The following is a 17213-nucleotide window of genomic DNA, read 5'->3' on the forward strand; positions in this document are numbered from 1 at the left end:
TAGATTTTTTATCTATACACTATATTTAATCTAATTTTTATAAGCTTCCATCTTTACTTGAAATTGTTCCATATAAAGAAGGTCTTCTGTCTCTAAATATTCCCCAGAAGCTTCTTTCTTCAGCTATTTTATCTAAGTCAAAGGTAGCAGTTAAAACTGTCTCCTCTTCCCTATTAGCTTCCACAACTTTTTCCCCAAATTCATTTGTTATAAAAGATGAACCGTAAAAAGTTATTTGTGAATCTTGTATATGTTCAGTTCCAATTCTATTTGAAGCTATAACTGGAACTATATTAGCAGCAGAATGTCCTTGCATAACTCTTTGCCAGTGATCTCTAGAGTCATATTGTGGTTTTGATGGTTCTGAACCTATAGCTGTTGGATAAAATATAAGTTCTGCTCCCATTAATGCTAAACTACGAGCTGTTTCTGGGAACCATTGATCCCAACATATGCCTATACCTATAGTACCATATTTTGTTTTAAATACTTTAAACCCTGTATCCCCTGGTGAAAAATAGAACTTCTCATTATATCCTGGTCCATCTGGAATATGAGTTTTTCTATAAGTTCCTAAAACCTCTCCATCTGCATCTATAACCACTAAAGAGTTATAGTACATGTTGTTTTTCTTTTCAAAGAAACTTATAGGTAATACTACTTGAAGTTCTTTAGCTAACTTTTTAAAGTGATTTACAGCATCACTATCTTCAAGAGTTTTGGCAAGCTTAAAATAATCTTCAACTTGCTTTTGGCAAAAATATAGATTTTCAAAAAGTTCTTGTAAAAGTACAATATTAGCACCTTTTTTTACTGCTTCTCTTACTAATCTTTCTCCATTTTTTATGTTATCCGCTACAACATCTGTACATTTCATCTGAGTAGCTCCAACTGTTACATTTCTCATCTTTATCCTCCCTTTATTTAGGTTGTTGTTGTGTTATACAGTGGATATTTCCCCCACCTAATATAATTTCCCTAGAATAGACAGGCACTATCTCTCTTTCTGGGAATATTTTTTCTAAAGTCTTAATAGCTAATTCATCTTTTTCATCGTTGAAAACAGGCATTATAATAGCTTTATTACATATTAAGAAGTTAACATAGGAAGCTGGTAGTGGGTCATCTAATTCTATTTCTCTAGTACCCTCTAAATGCACGAGCCCTTCTTTTTCTTCATTAGTAAAATATATAGGTTGTGGAAGTATTAATTTATGCACTACTAAACTTCTACCTTTAGCATCTTTCTCCTTAGTTAATACTTCATAAGCGTCTCTACAAATTTTATAGTTTGGACTTTTTTCATCATCAGTCCATGATAGTATAACCTCTCCTGGTCTTGCAAAGCAACAAATATTATCTATATGACCATCAGTTTCATCATTAAATAAACCCTCTTCAAGCCATATAATCTTTTCAACATTCAAATACTCAATTAAGTAATTTTCAATCTGTCTTTGGGTTAAATCAGGGTTTCTATTTTTATTAAGTAGACATTGCTTTGTCGTAAGAAGAGTTCCTTCTCCATCAACATGTATAGAACCACCTTCCAAAATAAAGTTTTCAGTTCTATATCTTTCTTTCCTAGAAAACTCTAATATTTCCTTAGCAACCTTATCATCATTATCCCATGAAGAATAAAGTCCTCCAGCAAGTCCTCCCCATGCATTAAACTTCCAGTCCACTCCTCTAACTTCACCCTTATCATTTTTAACAAAAGTTGGTCCAACATCTCTAGCCCATGAGTCGTCATGAGACATCTTTACTACCTGTACATTTTTATCCAATAATGTTATTGCTTTATCATAGTATTCTTTTGATACACCAACAACTATCTCTTGAAATCTGCCTATGGCATTTGCTACCTCTGCAAAGGTTCTTTGAGCATTCTCAGCATTATGATGCCATATATCTCCTCTTTCAGGCCAAAGCATATAACATTTTTCTTGTTCTTCAAATTCTCCTGGCATCCAAAATCCATCATTTTTTGGCGTTGAATTTAACATATTTGTCCTCCATTTCAAAGAAAAAGAATAAGATACTTATCTTACTCTTTAAATACAATTTTATATAAATTAGTATTTCCCTATTTTGATTTATAATCTATTATACTAATAAAATTATTAAATTTAAACTAAAAAGTTGCAAGAATTATTGGGTAATAATTCTTGCAGCTTACATTAAAATATTATTTTATAATTCTTCACCATTTGTCTCTATAACTTTTTTATACCAGTAGAAAGATTTTTTAGGTTTTCTTCCTAAATCTCCATTACCATCATTGTCTTTATCAACATATATAAAGCCGTATCTCTTTTTCATTTCTCCTGTAGATGCACTTACCAAGTCTATACATCCCCACATAGTATAGCCCATAAGGTCAACACCGTTTTCCACAGCCTTTTCCATTTCAATTATATGATCTTTTAAATATTCTATTCTGTAATCATCATTTATTGATCCATCTTCTTCTACAACGTCTACGGCACCTAGCCCATTTTCAACCACCATAACTGGTATTTGATATCTATCATAAATATGATTTAAAGTCCAGTTTAATCCTTTAGGATCAATTTGCCATCCCCAATCAGAAGCTTTTAAATATGGATTTTTAATTCCTCCCATTAAGTTACCTTTAGCTTCTTCTTGTTTAACTGGATCAGCACTTACACAGTTAGACATATAATAACTAAATGAATAAAAATCTACACAACCTTCTTTAAGTATTTTATCGTCTCCATCTTCCATTTTTATATTAATTCCATTTTCCTTAAAGAACTTTTTCGCAAAGCCAGGATAATATCCCCTTACTTGAACATCTCCACATAACATATTTTGAAGCTGATCTTTTTCTTGAGCAAGTAGTATATCGTCTGGATTACATGTAAATGGGTAAAGAGTCATGTAGGCAATCATACATCCTACTTTAAAATTAGGATTTATTTCATGTGCTAATTTCACAACCTTTGCACTAGCAATAAATTGATGATGAAGTGCTTGGAATCTTACGTTAGGATTATCCTTTATTCCATTAGATAATTCGCTATTATCGTCTCCATTAAGAAGTATTCCACCGCCCATAAAAGCTCCCATAGGCATTGTTAATATGTTTATTTCATTAAATGTAAGCCAATATTTAACCTTATCTTTATATCTTTTAAATATAGTGTCACAATATCTAACATAACAATCTATTACTTCTCTTGAAGCCCATCCATTGTACTTTTTAGTAAGTCCATAAGGAGTTTCATAGTGAGATATAGTTACTAAAGGTTCTATTCCTTGCTTTAACAATTCATCAAAAACATTATCATAGAATTTTAATCCCTCTTCATTTGGTTCAAGTTCATCTCCATTAGGAAAAATTCTTGTCCAGTTTATGGACATACGGAATGTTTTAAAACCCATTTCTCCAAACATTTTGATATCTTCTTTATAATGATGATAAAAATCTATAGCTTCATGACTTGGATAATATGTTCCTTCTTCAATAACAGGAGTAATACGTCTAGGAGTTGTATGTGTTCCTCCAGTCATCATATCAGATGTACTTGGACCTTTTCCGCCTTCTTTCCATCCACCTTCAAATTGGTTTGCAGCTGTAGCTCCTCCCCATAGGAATCCTTCTTTCATTTTCATGATTTAATCCTCCTTAAATTTTTCAAATAAAATCTTATTAATATTATTATATCCTTTACATAGTTTAATTAATTTCAAAATATGAAAGGAAATTTCAAAATACAAAATTCTTTTTAACATCACCATCTAGAATTGAATATGATTAAATTATAAGCATTCGAATTTTTGAAAGGAGGTTTTATGTGTACAGCAATAACTCTACAATCTAAACAGAATGAAAACTACTTAGGTCGTAACATGGACTTTTCTTATATAATTGATCCAGAAATCTATATTATTCCTAAAAACTATACTTGGAACAATATATTAAACACCAGTACATTTAGGGATTATTACAGTTTTATTGCAATCGGTCAGGAAGTAGATGGGCTTTTAGATTTTTTTGATGGAGTAAATGAAAAAGGCTTTGCGGCAGCTGCTTTATATTTTCCTGGTTATGCTAATTATGATTTACCCTTGCGTTATACAAAAAAAGAGAACGACATTGTAGCCTCTATGAGTTTTCTTCATTATATATTAGGAAGAGCAAAGTCTGTAGATGAACTTTACGAAATACTTAGGGACGTATCTATAGTAGGGTTTGAAGATCCTATAACTGAAATAGCAGCTCCTCTACATTGGATAGCAACTGATAGAAGCGGTAAATGTGTTGTAATAGAAAAAACGGAGATTGGACTAACTATATTTGAAAATCCTATTGGGGTTTTGGCAAATAGCCCTGATTTCTCATGGCATATGACTAATTTAAGAAATTATACAACCCTATCACCTAGACAAACTAGCGAAACATATTGGGGTAATATGATACTAAGACCTTTTGGTCATTCATCAGGAACATCTATGTTGCCTGGAGGTTATACTTCTCCTGAGAGATTTGTAAAAACAGCTTATCAAAAAACACATTTAGAAATTCCTGAAAATCCTTTAGAAGTGATTTCAACATGTTTTCATATATTAGACAGCGTTGCACTTCCAAAAGGAGCCGTAATAACAGATAAAAATACTTATGATTTCACAAAATATATATCCTTTATGAACACCAAAACCTGTGAATATTACTTCAAAACCTACGAAAACAATCAGATAATAAAAGCTAGTCTCTTTGATAACAATAAAAAAAGCAAATCTCCCTTCTCTCTTGGCAAACTTATAAGACCAAGTAAATTTGAAAGTATATAAAATAAAGGTGCTAAACACGGTTTAAGTGTTAGCACCTTTAATATTATTAGTTATTAGTTAAATCTTTTCCATTAGAAGCTATAACTTTTTTATACCAGTAGAATGACTTCTTAGGTATTCTCTTTAAATCTTTAAGATCAAAGTTTCCTCTATTTACATAGATAAATCCATATCTCTTATCAAAACCTTCATGAGTTGATATTAAGTCAACTGCTGACCATGGGCAATATCCCATCATATCTACTCCATCATTAATAGCTAATTGCATTTGCTCTATATGGTCTTGTAAATATTTAATACGGTAATCATCTTTAATTGTTCCATCTTCTTCTAACTTATCGTAAGCGCCTAAACCATTTTCTGTGATTATTATTGGAAGGTGGTAACGTGAATAAACTTCGTTTAATGTATTGCGGAAACCAATTGGGTCAATTTCCCAACCAAATTCTGTTTTTGGAAGATTAGGATTTTTAACTCCACGGAATACTCCTGGTAAAGAGAAGGCTGTTTGTTGATCAACCTTTCCTTCAGCTGTAGCTTCCTCTGCTGGATAATATTCAGCTGTTGCAGTGCTATAGTAATTAAACGCTATAAAGTCTGGTTTAGCATTCTTTAAGATGTGCATATCCCCTTCTTGAATTTCAGGAGTTGCATCCATAGTTTCAAGTATGCTCCATACTCTAGCATTGTAAACTCCATAAACAGCCATATCTAAATACATCCAGTTTCTTATTGCACTTAAAGTATTAGCAGCTGCTATATCTTCTGGTTTATTTGAGTTTGGATATACTGCTGATATGTTTGGTGCTGGACCTATTTTAGCTCCTGGAAGCATTTCGTGACATAAAATCATAGCTTTAGCTTGTGCTAACATCATGTAATGATTTTGTTGATATAAGGCTTTTTGAACATTATCAACACCTTTTACGTTAAGAGTTCCTATAATGTGACCCATTAAAATCATAACATTTTGCTCATTTATAGTTAACCAATACTTAACCCTGTCTCCATAGTTTTCATACATAACTTTTGCAAAATATACAAATGCTTCTGCAGTATCTGGGTTAGACCAACCACCATTTTCATCAAGAGCTGCTGGTAAGTCAAAATGATACATAGTAACTAAAGGTTCTATATTATATTTTAAACATTCATTTATTACATTGTTATAGTATTCTACTCCTTGTGGATTTACTTCCCCAACTCCCTTAGGAATTAGACGAGACCATGCTATAGAAAATCTATAAGTTTTAAAACCCATTTCAGCCATTAGTGCTATATCTTCTTTATAATGATGGTATTGATCACTAGCAACTTTAAAATCTGGTGTTCCTTCTGGTATTACTTTTACGTCTTGAACAGATGGTCCTTTTCCATATTCTAAACTTGCACCTTCTACTTGATAAGCTGATGTTGATGCTCCCCATAAAAAGTCTTTTGGAAAATCTTTATTTTTTAAATTAGACATACAAATCCTCCTTAGATTTCATTTTCTATCTAATAATATTTGATTATGTCTCTATTTTAATACAAATGGACAAGATTTATTTTCAAAAAGTGAAAAATATTCCTTTAAATATTAACACTCAAACTTTGTAAGTACATGATTAAGCATTTCTGATACTGATTTACTAGGCATTTTCATTCCTTCTTTTAACCATGCCTCAAGAATACCAAACGCTCCAGAAACAATAAAAATAAGATAGAAAATCGAATAAATTCCCCATCTCACTTTTATATTAAGCTATTTTTTCTTCAACTTTTTTAGCTAATTCTGTTCCCTTATCTTCCTTATTCAAATAAAAACTTATAGGAATAGCTACTAATATTACAATCGTTGCTATTTTGTAGATATCATTTACTGCTAAAGTAAAAGATTCAAGAGGTATAAGTTTATCAGCTGGATTTAATACTGTCATTCCTTGTGCATGGAATGTTGTTCTTACAGTAAGTAATGAAGCAAATACTCCCATAGATAAGGAAGCCAACCCTTGTCTTATCCAATTGTTCACTGAAGATGCGTGTCCGCTTACTTCACGTGGTACTGATGACATACCTGAATTTGTTGCTGGCATTGTAGATAATCCAATTCCTACATTTCTCATAATCATCCAAAAAATAATGTAAGAGCTTGATGTACTAACTGTTAAATGTGCCATCTTCCATGATCCCACTGCAATTAAAAGTACACCTGCAAGTATTAATAAACGTGGTCCAACAATACTATATAGTTTGCCTACTAAAGGCATTATAAGTGCCATTGCTAAAGATGCTGGAAGTAGTACAAGACCTGCCTGCAATGCAGTTTCCTGCTGTACATTTTGTAAAAATAATGGTGTAAGTAAAGAACCTGCATAAAGAGCTATTGTTATTATACAGCCCACAATAACACTCATTGTATATCTAGTATGTTTAAATACTCTTATATTTAGTATAGGATTCTCGCAATGTAGTTCTCTCCATATAAATACGCCTAAAATTATTAAACCTAACGCCATAAGCATCAAAGTTTTAGGTGAACCCCACCCCCATTTAGAACTTTCACTGAAAGCTATTAAAAGAGACAAACTAGCTCCAATACTTGTCATGAATCCAATAGAATCAAAGCCTCTAGGTTTTTCCATTCTGTAGTAAGGTACAAAATATTTAATCATAACTGCTGAAATAATACCTATAGGAATATTTATGAAGAATATAGCTCTCCAACTAGATATTTCGATTAACCAGCCACTTAAAGTTGGCCCAAATGCAGGAGCAAGCATAGCTGCCAAACTCCATAAGCTTATAGCAAAAGCTTGTTTCTCTTTAGGAATACTTTGATAAATTATGGTCATTGCTGTTGGTGCAATTAATCCACTAAAAGCACCTTGCAATATCCTAAATCCAATAAGAGAAGTACTTCCCCATGCAAATCCACATAATAATGATGCTAATGTATATCCAATAACAGCATAAAAATAAACATTCTTATTACTAAATTTTTGTCCTAAATATCCTGTTAAAGGAGCAACAGTCCCCATAGCTAACATAAATCCAGTTAATGTCCATTTAGCTGAATCTAAATCCGTATTAAAATCCTTCATAAAAGCAGGAAGGGCAATATTTACTGCACTAGTCCCTAAAGTAGCCAAAAAAGCTGCAATAAATATTGCTGATAACATTAGTCCATTAGATTTTTCATTTTTCTGTATCATTTTATAACCCCTTCTATTGCAAATAATTATTGCTTATATGTCAATTTGTACATATAATATTCTATATAATACTATATGCATTTTCTATTCATATGTCAATATGTACATAAAGGAGGATTTTTTCATGAATACCTTATCATACGGCCTTTTGGGCTTATTAGCTAGTGAATCCCTTTCAGGATATGATTTAAACTTGAGGGCAAATGTTTTCTGGCATACAACTCACAGCCGTATATATCCCTTGCTTGCAAAGCTTGAAGAGGATGGCTACGTAACCTTCTCTTTAGTAAAACAATCAGATAAACCGGATAAAAAAATATATTCACTTACAGAAAAAGGTCTTGAAGCAGTAAAAGTTTGGCTAAAGTCACCTGCTGAAAATCCCGTTACTAAGGATGAATTCCTATTTAAAGTATTCTGTATGTATGTTTTAGAACCAGAAGAGATTTATAAACTTATCGATGAACGAGAGGCCATGTATAAAAGCAGAATAGACCACTGCTTAGAACGAATAGAAAAAATGAAGGAACTTTGTAACGGAGAACTATATGATACCAATACCCCTAGATTTGGTAGATATATTGTTCTTAAAAAAGCTATTTTAGATTGTGAAAACGGCATAAAATGGTGTGATTGGGTTCGTCAATTATATAAAAATGGTAATAATGTGAATATCTTTGATTGTGATCTATAAATTCGTTTTAAAATCCCCCTTACTTTATACTATTACCTTAAAGTAAGGGGGATTTTTTAATTATCTTAGTGCTATAATCTTATTTCCTGGTTGCACATCTTTTGTACTTTCTTCTAAAATCTTAGAATATTTATCTGTATTTGTTATAATTATCATAGTTATAGGATCATATCCACTCTTTTCAATTTCTATCCACTCAAAATCTAGTAATAGATCGCCAACTTTAACTATATCACCTTCTTTTATATGAGATTCAAAGTATTTTCCCTTTAGTTCAACAGTATCAATTCCCACATGAATTAATAGTTCTACTCCATTCTCTCCCTCAATACCAATTGCATGTTTAGTATCGAAAATAAATCTTATCTTTCCACTTACAGGTGAATATAATTTTCCTTCCTTTGGTTTAATTGCTACTCCCTTTCCCATTGATTCACTTGAAAAGGCTGGGTCATTAACCTTTAATAATTCAATCATCTCACCATGTAGAGGACTATATATAACATCTTCTACTGGATGTGAAAATGCACTTGTTTTATCTTCCCTTCTCTCTGAAGTAACTTCTTCTGGTTCAATATCTTCAAATCCTATATACCATTGAATAATAAATGTTACTACAAAAGCAAGACCTGCTGAAATTAAGGCATTTATTACATTACTCGAATCTTCACCTACATAAAGCCCAATAGCTGCAAGACCTGCTCCTCCACCTCCAAATCTTTGAACACCTGTTATTCCTGCATATAATCCACCGATACCTCCACCAATTGTAGTAGCTATTAGTGGTTTTTTCAAACGTAAATTTACCCCGAATAATGCAGGTTCAGTAACTCCAAGAAGAGCTGTAATACCACTAGAAATAGATAGTTGTCTAAACTCTTTATTTTTAGTTTTTACTGCTACACATAAAGCTGCTGCTCCTTGTGCAATATTAGAAGGAAGATTTCCTGGTCCTATTATTGTTTCTCTACCTAATGCAGAAAGCGAATTTACATAAGCAGGTAAAAGACTATAATGCATTCCTGTCATAACAAGGAATGGCATAAATGCGCCTATTACTGTTGGAAGAATCCACGGTGCGATTTTTTCTATAGATAACAGTACACTTACAAGTCCGTCCCCTATAAAACTTCCTAAAGGTCCTAACACAACTAATGCTATTGGTGCCATAATTAAAATTGTTAATAACGGTCTAGCTATAAATTTAATAACAGATGGTGTAATTCTTTCCACAAACTTTTCCACATATGACAATACAAATACAATCATAACTATAGGAATAACTGAAGATGAATACGTAGCTATTCTAACTGGAAGTCCTAAAACCACTACTGTTCCTGCTGTATCTTTTAATGCTCCCAGATTAGGATGCAATAAAATAGCTCCCATTAACATTGCCATTTGAGTATTACATTTAAATTTCTTTGCTGCTGATACTGCTAATATAATAGGAAGGAAATAATAGGCTGCATCTGCTATAAATTTAAGAAAATAATAAAGGTTTCCTGAAGTATCAATAACTTTAGCTAACGTAAGTATGGATAATAATGCCTTAATCATACCGGCTCCAGCTATAATTGGCATAATTGGAGAGAATATCCCTGCAATAATATCTAAAACATTATTTACTATTCCCTTTTTTTCTCCATCCTTATTTTCATTTATATCATTGGACTTAGCATTACTAAAATTACCTATATTTATTATTTCTCCATAAACTCTAGCAACTTCATTTCCTATGATTACCTGGAATTGTCCACCTTTATTTACAACTCCAACTACTCCCGAAATATTTTTAATCCTTTGCTCATCAACATTTTCCAATGATTTTAAGTTAAATCTTAATCTAGTGACACAGTGAGTAAGATTTTGTACATTACTCTCTCCACCTACTTCATTTAATATCTCTTTTGCTGTTTTTTTAATATCCATATGTGCCTCCTTAATGAATACTCTAATCAACTCTTATTACTTATTTCATTTAGTTTAATATGTGGTATCCTTACCATTTGTCGCTATGACTTTTTTATACCAATTAAATGATTTCTTCTTTCTTCTCTCCAATGTCCCTTTTCCACTATCTTCTTTATCAACATATATAAATCCATATCTTTTTCTCATCTCACCAGTACCAACAGAAATAATATCAATTGGGCCCCAACAAGTATATCCAATAACCTTAACATCATCTAACTCAATTGCTTTTTTCATTTCTTCAATATGATCAGCTAGATATTTTATTCTATAATCATCCTGTATCGATCCATCTTCTTCAATCTTATCAATTGCTCCCAAACCATTTTCTACTATAAATAAAGGAAGTCCATATCTGTCATATAATTCATTTAGAGCAATCCTTAATCCTGTTGGATCTATAGGCCAATCCCAGTCATTTCTCTCTACATAAGGATTTGATCTTTTAACTTCGATGTTAACCCCATCTTCACTAGATGCTATTGATGAGAAATAATAACTGAACGCGATATAATCAACTTTTCCAGCCTTTAATATTTCTGCATCCTCTTGTTCTATCTCAAACTTTACACCTAGACGCTTTAACTGAGCTGTACACAGATTTGAATAATATCCTTTACACATAACATCTGTGTAATAAAAATTAGGCATCATATGGAATCTTTGAGCTAATATATCAGTCGGATTACATGTCTTTGCATACGTTGTAGGATACTGTAACATACATCCAATCTTAAATTCTGGATTTATTTTATGCCCTGCTATAACAGCCTTTGCACTTGCCATAAACATATTATGGCTAGCTATTACTTTAACTTCGTTTTGATCTTCTCCATCTTTAAATAAAATTCCTGCCTGATGATATGGTTCATTTTGATTCATAGTTTCATTAATCTCATTAAATGTCATCCAGTACTTTACTTTATCTTTATAGCGTTCAAAAACAACCTTACAATATCTTTCAAAAAACTCGATTAATCGTCTATTTCTCCAAGATCCATATTTCTGTACCAAGTTTAATGGTGTTTCATAGTGTGATAAAGTTACAATCGGCTGAATTCCTCTACTAATTAGTTCATCAAACACCTTGTCGTAAAACTTTAATCCTTCTTCATTTGGCTCAATTTCATCTCCATTTGGAAATATTCTTGGCCAGTTAATAGACATTCTAAAACACTTAAAACCCATTTGCGAAAATAATTCAATATCTTCTTTATATCGATGATAGAAATCTACGCCTTCATGACTTGGATAATACTCTCCATCTTTAACACAATCATGCACCTCTCTTGGAATTCCGTGACTAGAACCCTTTTCAACATCTGCAATACTTAATCCTTTTCCATCTTTAAGAAAGGCACCTTCGTACTGATTAGCAGCTGTTGCACCTCCCCATAAGAAATCTTTTGTAATCTCCATAATAAAAACCTCCTTGCAATATAAATATAATATATACGCAAAGAGGCAAAATTGAAATATGCTTTACAAAATCGGTTACACTGTTTATTTTAAAGATTAATTTTAATATATATTTTTAGAAACAATGTTTCATTCATCTTCTGAAATCATAATTATTGAGTTCGTAGATTTTCTTAATTTCTCTAATATTTTCGCTTTCTCCAATTTTTTCTCATAATTTCTTTCATAATCTTGAAGAAAATAAGTTGAATATAAAATATCTAAAATTAAATTGATTGATAAATGGGTACTGTAATCGCCTAAATTCCTAAACATACTCTCTTTTGTTGAAATTATTAATTTACAATCAGCATATTCGCTTAATGTGTTATCTCCAAAAGACGTAATTGCAATAATTGGAACAGATGTATTTTTACATTCCTTAGCTACTTGTAAAATCTTTTCTGTTTCTCCTGAATATGAAATTAAGATAGCAACATCTTTGTTTGATAAACATCCAACTTCATATAATTGATAATTAAGATTATTTGATATAGACACCATTTTCCCTATCTTTAACATTTTCTCTCTAAAAGATTCAGCTTGATTTAATGCTGTACCAGAAGAAAATACATAAATGTTTTCACCGGATTTAAAAAGTGATGTAGCTTTTTGAAGTGAATCACGATTAAGTAACGACATGGTATCGCTTATTGTTTCTTCATATAAATGAGATATTTTATTAGCAACCTTCATCATTGTATCCTCTTTAGAAAAAGGAAAATTTACATCTACAATTCCAGACTGTTGATCTAAATATTGTATTTCCTTCAAAAACTGTTCTTTAAAATCATCAAATCCTTTAAATCCAAGTTTTTTACATAACCTTATTACTGTAGCTGGAGAAGTATAGGTTTCTTCAGCTAAACTTCTTGTTGAGTATTTATTTACCTGAGCACCTTGCTGTAATAAAAAAGTAGCTATACTTTCTTCTGATTCAGACAATTTTTCATTTGAACTTAATTTTTCAACTATCAACATCTTTATCACTCCACATAAAATATGATTTTCTGTATTACTACATATTTTATATTAAACTAATACAGAAAATCAAATATTAAAATTTAATATTAATTCCAGCATTCCTATTCTCCGCTGTTCTACTTTTCCTATGTTCCTACAGTCCGCCTTGCCGCTTTTCTGCTGTTGCACTGTTTTTATGCACTACTGGCTCTGTAGAGAGTTAAATGATTAGACTGACGTTGAGAATCGCGTCTACTGGATAGAGGTGCAAGTCTCATTAAATTCCTTCACACTACTGCTCTGTAGAGCTTCCAAAATTGTCTGTAAAATAAAAAGACCATCTTATAAAACATGATCTTTCCTAATTTCTTATGAAATTTTAGCTATGTATGAAAAGGGAGATTTCTCCTCATCCCCCTCTACAAAAAAAGATAAAATAACACTAGTACCACACACATAACTAACATTAATATGCTTTGTATTAAATGCTTTACTAATTTAAAAAGTACTGCCTTCATACCCTTAGCTCCTCAGTTAAAATATCCTTAAATTATTTATATAACTTTAAATATATATCTATGATAGTATTCTTCTAAAAATATAAAGTTTCTCCTATACGACTTATTTAATATATCTTTTACTAATTCCTGTAATCAAATATCTACTATACTTTTAGTATATAATGTTACTAATTATTTAACTATTGTACCTTTGGGCAATAATAAAAAAAGCACCCACCATTTTCACAGCAGATGCTTCAAACATATACACTAATGTAATATATTTTTCTTTATTTTCTCTATGTCATCAATTGAAATAGTTTTTACTTTCCTTTGTACTTTGTAAGCTAATACTAAGGCAATTAGTGTTAGTCCACCATAAATCACAGCTCCAGTGAAAAATACTCCTGTTATTGTTGGCACTACTGTACTTATAATATTTCCTAAATATGGAGCAAAAAATGCACCTGAACTTTGTCCAACAAGAATGATACTGGTTACAATTTCTCCGTGATTACTGAATTCTTTGTGCACATTATCTTGAATATAAGGTACAAATGCCATATATCCAAACCCTAGTATAAATCCACTAATAAGCATAATAAATAAATTATTTGATATAGCCGCAATAATATATGCACTAACCATAGATAGATAGAATATTGGTAAAGATAACTTTTTTATTCTATAAACCATTTTTCCATATAATGCTCCACTAAATAAAGAACCAGCAGAAATAAGCATAATAATTGTACTTCCATCTTGAGCCTTACCATAACCTAGTGTAGTAACAAGGGTTGAGCATTTAATAATGTATAAAGTCGCTGCTGATACTGAAATAAACATCATTGCTGCATAACCTACTATTCTTACTACGCTATTAAAGTCTATTCTCTTTTCTCTTTCATTTTTATCCGTAACCCTTTGTGTACCTTCCTCTTTAGTCACAGCTGGTACAAAGGCTGCAAAAATACCTAATATTATAAAAGCAATAAAGTAAGTATAAAAAGAAATATTCCATCCATAGATTAACAGCCTTCCAGCAATAAAAGTAGCAATAAGGCTACCTAAGCCCCCAATACTTCCCTGCATACCTATCATGGTACTTCTTGTTTTGCCATCAAAAAAATATACTATTAGAGTGATCAAAGTAGAAGCTATCAGACCTGCTCCAAAACCGAAAACCCCTCTTACAAACAATATAACATAGATATTTTCTATGAATATAGGAATGATACCTCCAATTCCACATAATAAAATTCCAAGTAAAACATTATTTTTATAACCAATTTTTTTACCAATAAAACGACCGATAAGAATAGCCAACATCTGAAATAAAGATGGTATAGTGGATATTAGTTCAACAACATACAATGGAACAGTATTAAATGTTTTCGCCATTTCCGGAATATTCCCGCTTATTGCATTCATTGATGCCGTGACAAAACAACAGGATAATAATGCCGCTTTCAATTTTAAATTATTATTATTCATAATATTCTCCTATCCAATTAAAATTTAGCTCTTGTAAGCTATATTCTAATCCTTGAAGTTAACTCGAGGTCAATGGATTTTCATATTTTGAAAATATTATTACCTAACTTACTATTTAATATAAAGCATCTCTAATCTATCAGAATAATTTCAGCTGTATGAAAAAATATAAGGGACTTCCATAATGGTAGCCCCTTATATATGTTAACTCGTATATTAATATTCTTTATAAAATCTCCTTGATATCTTCCATAATCTGCTCTACAGAAATTCCATTTTCCTTCATGAGTTCCTCTGGATTAAAATCTGTTGGAAATCCTTTTTTGATTCCATAGTTCTTTACCTTCATATCCGAAGGACCATAAAAGCTTGCAACTGTCTGACCAAAACCACCTTCAACAATACCATCTTCTAAGGTAATAACCAACTTGTGATTATCTTTTAGTTTATCCAATAACTCTTCATCAAGACCTGTAATAAATTTTGGATTGATTAAAGTTGCTACTTTACCTGTCACTTGTTTATACTTAGCTGCAATCTGCTCTCCAAGGCTATAAAAATTACCAAGTGCAAGAATTGCAACATCAGCTCCTTTTTCTGTTACTTCAAATTTGTTTAATAGAGAATAGTCTGTATTATCCTCTTTTCCAGTTTCTATCATCCTAACAGGCATTCTTATTGCTATCGGATGGTCTTTTTGTGTTGTAGCATACTGCAACATTGCAAGATACTCTTCCTTACTTGTTGGTGCAAGATAAACCAAGTTAGGAATATGAGACATCATTGGAATATCGCTAATTCCCAAATGTGTATTACTATTCATTCCATATACAGAAGCTAAGAAAATTAAGAATACTGCTGGATTATTATTTAAGCATACATCAGAAGACAACTGATCATAGGTTCTCTGAATAAATGGGCTGAACACACCAAATATAGGAGTTCCACCATTTTTTGCAACACCACTTGACATTGCAACTGCGTGTTCCTCAGCAATCCCTACATCGATGAACTGCTTTCCTGCCTTTTTGCGGTATTCTTGTGTAAATCCCATTACATTAGGTGTTCCAGCTGTAATAGCTACTATATCCTTTCGCTTCTCAATTAAATTCATAATAGAATCTCTAACAACGGTATCCGTTTGTCTACCTTCAATTTTCGGTGAACCATCTTCTATATTAAAAGGACCTCCTGCATGCCACTGTTCTCTTTTCTCTTCTGCATACTTTAATCCTTTTCCTTTAATTGTATGAATATGAAGTACTACCCCCTGGTCTATATCTTTTACTTTTTGGAATAACTCAACAAGTTTTTCGATATCATGCCCTTCTTCTAAGTAATAATAGTCAAGTCCCATTGCTTTAAAGAAGTTATTTGTGCTCTGTCCATTAGTTTCTCTTAACTCTTTGAGTCCCTTATACATACCACCATGATTCTCAGCAATTGACTGGTCGTTATCATTTACTATTATAATCATGTTAGAATTTAGCTCAGCTGCATTATTAAAGCCTTCAAAAGCTTCTCCACCGCTTAAAGAACCATCTCCAATTACAGCAACAATATTTTCTGTGCCGCCTGTTAAATCACGACCTGTGGCAAGACCTACTGCTAGTGAAACAGAGGTAGAAGTATGCCCAACAATAAAAAAGTCATGCTCACTTTCCTCAGGGTTTGTATAACCTGTAACATCATGATATTTTGACGGATTAAGAAATGCATCCTTTCTTCCTGTCAATATTTTGTGAGGATAACTCTGATGGGATACATCATATACAATCTTATCCTTTGGTGAATCAAACACATAATGCATTGCCACTGTAGTTTCAACCATTCCAAGATTAGGTCCGATATGACCACCTGCATTGCTTATTTTAGAAATTAAAGCCTCCCTAACTTCTGATGAAAGTACTTTTAACTCTTCTGTACTAAGATTCTTTAAATCTTTTGGTGAATTAATATTTTCTAAATACAAACTATTGTCCTCCTCCATTTTTTATTAAAAATAAGTGTTTAATACTAGCATAAATTTATTAGTTATCTTAAACATCAACCCTTTTATAGAAATTCTAGCACTTGAAGTTTACTTAAAGTCAAGTGTTTTTTTATTCTTTAGACCAG

At 31.8% G+C, this 17213-nt stretch carries 13 protein-coding genes; 2 read left to right on the top strand and 11 right to left on the bottom strand.

Annotated features, from left to right (window positions below):
* Positions 1–37: 37 nt before the first annotated feature.
* The 3 genes from aguB to B3N22_RS00310 all read right to left on the bottom strand — a co-directional run bounded on the left by aguB (position 38) and on the right by B3N22_RS00310 (position 3639).
* Positions 38–907, bottom strand: a complete 870-nt coding sequence (gene aguB, locus B3N22_RS00300) for an N-carbamoylputrescine amidase (protein ID WP_286903964.1) — start codon at positions 905–907, stop codon at positions 38–40.
* A gap of 13 nt (positions 908–920) precedes the next feature.
* Positions 921–2006, bottom strand: a complete 1086-nt coding sequence (aguA, locus tag B3N22_RS00305; RefSeq protein WP_286903967.1) for an agmatine deiminase — start codon at positions 2004–2006, stop codon at positions 921–923.
* A gap of 187 nt (positions 2007–2193) precedes the next feature.
* A complete protein-coding gene (locus B3N22_RS00310) occupies positions 2194–3639 on the bottom strand; it encodes a glycoside hydrolase family 1 protein (protein WP_238902795.1) in 1446 nt (481 codons plus the stop codon).
* Between the two features lie 180 nt (positions 3640–3819).
* Between B3N22_RS00310 and B3N22_RS00315 the strand changes: the two genes are divergently transcribed.
* Positions 3820–4818, top strand: coding sequence for a choloylglycine hydrolase family protein (locus B3N22_RS00315; RefSeq protein WP_286903970.1), 999 nt, complete (start codon positions 3820–3822; stop codon positions 4816–4818).
* 46 nt (positions 4819–4864) lie between these two features.
* Here the strand turns inward: B3N22_RS00315 and B3N22_RS00320 are convergent, their stop codons facing one another.
* The 3 genes from B3N22_RS00320 to B3N22_RS00325 all read right to left on the bottom strand — a co-directional run bounded on the left by B3N22_RS00320 (position 4865) and on the right by B3N22_RS00325 (position 8012).
* Positions 4865–6286 carry a glycoside hydrolase family 1 protein gene (locus B3N22_RS00320; RefSeq protein ID WP_286903971.1) on the bottom strand — a complete coding sequence of 474 codons (1422 nt, stop codon included), beginning with the start codon at positions 6284–6286 and terminating at the stop codon, positions 4865–4867.
* 111 nt (positions 6287–6397) lie between these two features.
* Positions 6398–6550 (bottom strand): TetR-like C-terminal domain-containing protein, encoded by a 153-nt coding sequence (locus B3N22_RS23670; RefSeq protein WP_414632205.1) that lies wholly within the window; start codon positions 6548–6550, stop codon positions 6398–6400.
* 7 nt (positions 6551–6557) lie between these two features.
* Positions 6558–8012 (bottom strand): MDR family MFS transporter, encoded by a 1455-nt coding sequence (locus B3N22_RS00325; protein ID WP_286903974.1) that lies wholly within the window; start codon positions 8010–8012, stop codon positions 6558–6560.
* 124 nt (positions 8013–8136) lie between these two features.
* On the opposite strand from B3N22_RS00325, the gene B3N22_RS00330 reads away from it, so the two are divergent.
* On the top strand, positions 8137–8706 hold the full coding sequence (locus tag B3N22_RS00330; RefSeq protein ID WP_286903976.1) for a PadR family transcriptional regulator: 570 nt from the start codon (positions 8137–8139) through the stop codon (positions 8704–8706).
* A 60-nt stretch (positions 8707–8766) separates the two neighbouring features.
* Here the strand turns inward: B3N22_RS00330 and B3N22_RS00335 are convergent, their stop codons facing one another.
* From B3N22_RS00335 to B3N22_RS00355, 5 genes are all read right to left on the bottom strand, one after another.
* Positions 8767–10638 carry a beta-glucoside-specific PTS transporter subunit IIABC gene (locus B3N22_RS00335; RefSeq protein ID WP_286903978.1) on the bottom strand — a complete coding sequence of 624 codons (1872 nt, stop codon included), beginning with the start codon at positions 10636–10638 and terminating at the stop codon, positions 8767–8769.
* A gap of 54 nt (positions 10639–10692) precedes the next feature.
* Positions 10693–12099: a 6-phospho-beta-glucosidase gene (locus B3N22_RS00340; protein ID WP_286903979.1), complete on the bottom strand. Its 1407-nt coding sequence runs from the start codon at positions 12097–12099 to the stop codon at positions 10693–10695.
* Between the two features lie 129 nt (positions 12100–12228).
* Positions 12229–13119: a MurR/RpiR family transcriptional regulator gene (locus B3N22_RS00345; RefSeq protein WP_286903980.1), complete on the bottom strand. Its 891-nt coding sequence runs from the start codon at positions 13117–13119 to the stop codon at positions 12229–12231.
* A gap of 752 nt (positions 13120–13871) precedes the next feature.
* A complete protein-coding gene (locus B3N22_RS00350) occupies positions 13872–15095 on the bottom strand; it encodes an MFS transporter (protein ID WP_286903981.1) in 1224 nt (407 codons plus the stop codon).
* A 226-nt stretch (positions 15096–15321) separates the two neighbouring features.
* Positions 15322–17067 carry a 1-deoxy-D-xylulose-5-phosphate synthase gene (locus B3N22_RS00355; RefSeq protein ID WP_286903983.1) on the bottom strand — a complete coding sequence of 582 codons (1746 nt, stop codon included), beginning with the start codon at positions 17065–17067 and terminating at the stop codon, positions 15322–15324.
* Positions 17068–17213 lie beyond the last annotated feature (146 nt).

The organism is Clostridium sp. UBA1652, from assembly GCF_002320975.1.
GTDB classification, from domain to species: domain Bacteria; phylum Bacillota; class Clostridia; order Clostridiales; family Clostridiaceae; genus Clostridium_T; species Clostridium_T intestinale.